We start from the raw sequence: 4215 nt of genomic DNA, 5'->3' as shown, positions 1-4215 counted from the left end.
ATTTTTTTTTAGAAGCTCCCCTTTGGGGATTTTGATTCAAAAGGTTCAAATGGATAGGCTCTAGGTAACACCTCTACCCCTGTTGTCACCTTAATGGGTGCTTGACCGGGATAAGTGATTTCGACAAAGTAACCTGTAAATCCTTTTTCCGGCTCATCCAACTGAACTTCATATCGTCCACTTTCATTCACCAAAATTTCAGTCGACTCCCATTTTTCACCCAGGACATCAATCCTGAAATCCCTACTCTCCTCATTTGTGGCAGACCATAGCTTGATGGAGGATGGTTTTTGATTAGGATCCGTACTGATGATGATTTTATCTTCCACTATTTGCCATTCATAAGTTGGTCTGGGGGTATTATTGAGGACCGAAGCATAAAATGCAATCAAATTAGGAATAGCATCGGATTCCCTCAGGTCATGGCCAAAATTAGGTACATATTGCAGGTGTTTTTCACCATTCAAGCCTTCCCAATAAAACTTCCAGCTATCCGGAAGAAAAAATTGATCCCCTGCAGCATTGATGAGTAATTTGGGCATATCATAATTTTCCCGATAAGAATAGGGTTCCGTTATTTCCAAAAGCCTATCATACTCTTTACTTCCCTGCCAGTCCATGATACCCTCTCGCACATAATCGTCCACTGCAGGTGCCCAGAATCCATAATTTCGCCAATGATGCTGAAAGGAAGGCACAATATTTAGAAGATCTATTACTACCGGAGCAATAGCAACTACCCTATCGTCCACCGCCGCAGTAGTCCAAGTAGTCCAGCCCCTTTTGGAAGCTCCGGCCACCACATACTTATCCAAGAGCTTTTCGTATTTTTCCTGAGCTACTTCTGATACCACATCCATAGCTAATTTGACAGCTTTGGTCATGGGTAATCTCGCCAGCCAAATGGCATCCTCATCTCTGGCACCACCTTCCAAAAACTTCCTCCAGCCATAGGCAATAATAGCATCCTCATACCGCTCTCCAAAAGTATCATTATCAAAAACTAAGGGTTGGAAAGGTACATTATGAATTTGGGCTACAATGGAATTGGTCCGTGTAGCTGCCTCAAGGATCAAAGGTTCTGGCTTTTCCGGATGTTTGCTCTCCCTACTTCCCCCTCCAATCCACATCATTCCCGTCTCAAAAGGCAATTCTTTGGGAACTATCATGGATACCCAGTGCCACCATTCTGTCTGATCGACCAAATCTTTGCTGAGCCAATTTTGGGACACCATCCTTATTACATGATAATCGTACTTTTCTCCTTCCTCAGAAAATATGATTTCATAGCTAAAATCCGGATCTGGTGCATGCACATAAGCCTTTAACAGTTCGGATGCATTGATCTCTTGAACTTCCTGGACATCGCGCTGCTGCTGACAGGAAACAAATACCAATAGGAGAAAAGCGCATAATCCTACCAAATATCTTGAGGTTATTTTCATTTTGGGTTGTTGTTTTGAAATTGGCACTTAATATAAAAAAACAAAGGACACAATCTTAAAAAAATCGTGCCCTTTGTATCGGAAATTTTCTGAAATTTAGTTGGTATACAACTGATTGAACAACAATTTGAAGGTATTATGTGCCTGTGCCCTAAATGTGATCTCTGGGCCAAAAGCATACAATTTACCCTTTCCTATAGGTGCTTCAAACGCAACTATACCATTTCTGAGGTAGGACTCTCCCCAAGCCCATCCAGATACCAATGGAGATTCTGTTCCGAACCAAGCCAATGGCTTTACCCCTTGCAGCAATCCATCAGGAGCCAAATTAAAGACCGGGCTGTTGTTGAATACCATATTCGCGGCATCTCCCATGCCCCAATTTGCTGGATGAGTATTGTCCAATTGGGCTTTTAAAATACTTCCCGGGATATAATACCTTTCACCTGTCAATGGTCTTTCTCTACCATCCGGTAGTTTTTCGGTCAAGGCATTGGTTACCGGCAATCCCAAGTCAAAAGCCAGGGAAGTACTGGCTCCAACCGCTACCACATTTCCTCCAGCTTCTATAAATTTCCTCAATTCAGGAACCGACTTTTCCCGGGTTAAATTACCCAATAGTTTATGGTATTGTGGATCTATATCCTCAGCCTTGGGCATGCCTCCCCAGCTTCTAACCGTACCAGGAGCTCCAGGACCAATGAAAAGAATCACATCATATTTGGCATTCAAGTTACCATTGTCTATGTCCTGCGGATAAATAACTTGGAATGGGAATTGGTATTGTTCAAGCATCCACCTTACCCAACCCGATGGCATTGACCCTCCATAATGGTCGAATAAAGCCACCCGGGCAGGTCTTATCCTTACGGCTCCAGCAGGCCTGGAAGCCGATTGCATCTTCAGGCCATAATCCTGCGCTGCCTTTTCTAAGATAGCTCTTGAGCCTGAAACATGGAAACTACCTGCAGGCATACCCGATACAGGATTGACTGTTCTGAAAACCGCTGCCCCAGACTTTAACAATTCATTGACTGCAATAAAAGCATTATTCCCTCGGGCATCAATAAGGAAACCAGATCCTCTTGGCAAAACCTGAGACTGAAAACTTTCTTCAACACCATAAGGTAAAGCTTCAAATGGGCCATCAAAAGCATCCATCACCCGATCAAACTCAACGCCCATCTGGAAGGCCAAAGTCCATCCAGCGGCATCGTACGGTCTTTTTGGAGGACCTCCTGGATATTCAAAATCGTTAGGATGATCTTGTGGTTCAAACATATCCAAAACATGTGGACGGAAAGCCTGAGCTGTTTTGACCACATAAGAACCGGCAGGGTATTGCTTTCCATTGACCGTAAAGCTGCTATTGGCTTTGTGCACTTGAATACCCGATTTGATCAAAGCATTGATAAAGCGAACAGCGGTCGGAAAATCAGCCTGATCGGCTGATAAAATGAACCCTCTTGGATCTCGTAGCGCTGGATCTTCAAATACTTTTCCAAAATACTGGGTAGGCAGGCCACTCCTCATACCATAGTATGCCATTTCTGGATCGTCCTGGGCTGCCTTTTCTCTCGCTTTATTGAAGGCTTCTTGTACAGCTGCAGATCGCTTTGGATATTTGGTCCAATGGTCTTGATTTCCTCTATCAATGCTGTTTTTACCCATTTTATAGATGTTATGCAACAATGCATCTCCATTTCTACTGGCATAATCCAAAACCGCATAATTCATGGACACAGAGTAGTCAATTGACTTTTTGAAATTCCAGGGCTGAGGTTCAATGGGATATGGGGTGGCGTGGGTAGGAATCAAACGCTCAGGAACCAAAGGAATTTCTGAAGGCGTGGGGCCACCTGTGGTTTCTGTCAAAATCCCGATCATATTATGAAAATAAGGCGTAGTCCTTAATCCTCCATTCCACCAAGATGAAAATACTGATCCTCCTAAGCGCGTATATCCAGGTTTTCCTTCCAAATTCAAACGGTTGATCATGGCTGCACCTACACCATCCAAACTGGTCATGATCAAAGGATCAAACACATGATTAAAAGGATCCCTATAAGGAGGTCCTGCCACTACTGTTCCCGCAGGAGAAGTCTGGTGATGGTTAAAAATTACCTGAGGTAACCACTCTACATATTGTTGAAGGGAAATATTGGTGGTTTCCTTCATGTTGTTCATAAAGAAATCTCTATTGTTATCATGCCCAACGTACTTGTGATACATGTATGGAGTTCTCATATCCCTCTTGGTGACATCTTGGGGTCCCATATACCAATTGGACACAATTTCATGCCCATCCGGATTGGTATGCACGACCAAAATGATCACATCATTAAGAATCCGCATATTTTCCTCGTCTGTTCTTGTCAGTAAATCATAAATGGTAGGTACCAATTGATGAGAACCAACCGTTTCTGTGGAATGCAATCCTCCATCAATCCATACCACAGGTTTACCTTCTGCCACCAAAGCCAAAGCTTCTTGTTCACTGACTTCAGCTCTTCCCAATTTCTGGGAAATTTCCTTGTACCTATCCAATTTACTATGATTTTCCGGAGAGGTAATAATCAGCATGGGCATCTGTCTACCTTCTTCGGTTGGACCAATCTCAAAAAGTTTTGCCCTATCCGAAGCCTCTGCTACTTTTTTCAGGTAAGATTCAAAAGAAGTGTAGTCAAATAGCTTGTAATCCTCTCCTATTTCAAACCCAAAATGATCCTTGGGAGCAGGGACTTGTTGAGCCTGTACAAGAGATAGCGAT

At 43.2% G+C, this 4215-nt stretch carries 2 protein-coding genes; both read right to left on the bottom strand.

Annotated elements, in window-relative coordinates; genetic code table 11:
• Positions 1–8: 8 nt before the first annotated feature.
• A complete protein-coding gene (locus B879_RS20290; protein ID WP_009187103.1) occupies positions 9–1445 on the bottom strand; it encodes a PhoPQ-activated pathogenicity-related family protein in 1437 nt (478 codons plus the stop codon).
• A gap of 96 nt (positions 1446–1541) precedes the next feature.
• On the bottom strand, positions 1542–4215 hold a 2674-nt coding region (locus B879_RS20285; protein WP_040401406.1), incomplete at its 5' end, for a M14 family metallopeptidase.

It is taken from the genome of Cecembia lonarensis LW9 (assembly GCF_000298295.1).
In the GTDB taxonomy this organism is placed as follows: domain Bacteria; phylum Bacteroidota; class Bacteroidia; order Cytophagales; family Cyclobacteriaceae; genus Cecembia; species Cecembia lonarensis.
The sequence above is the reverse complement of the archived record's forward strand: the minus strand, read 5'-3'. Positions and strand labels throughout refer to the sequence as shown.

Bases quoted from the DNA above. Each gene is read 5' to 3' on its own strand.
- B879_RS20290 (WP_009187103.1), bottom strand. From the start codon at position 1,445: ATGAAAATAACCTCAAGATATTTGGTAGGATTATGCGCTTTTCTCCTA.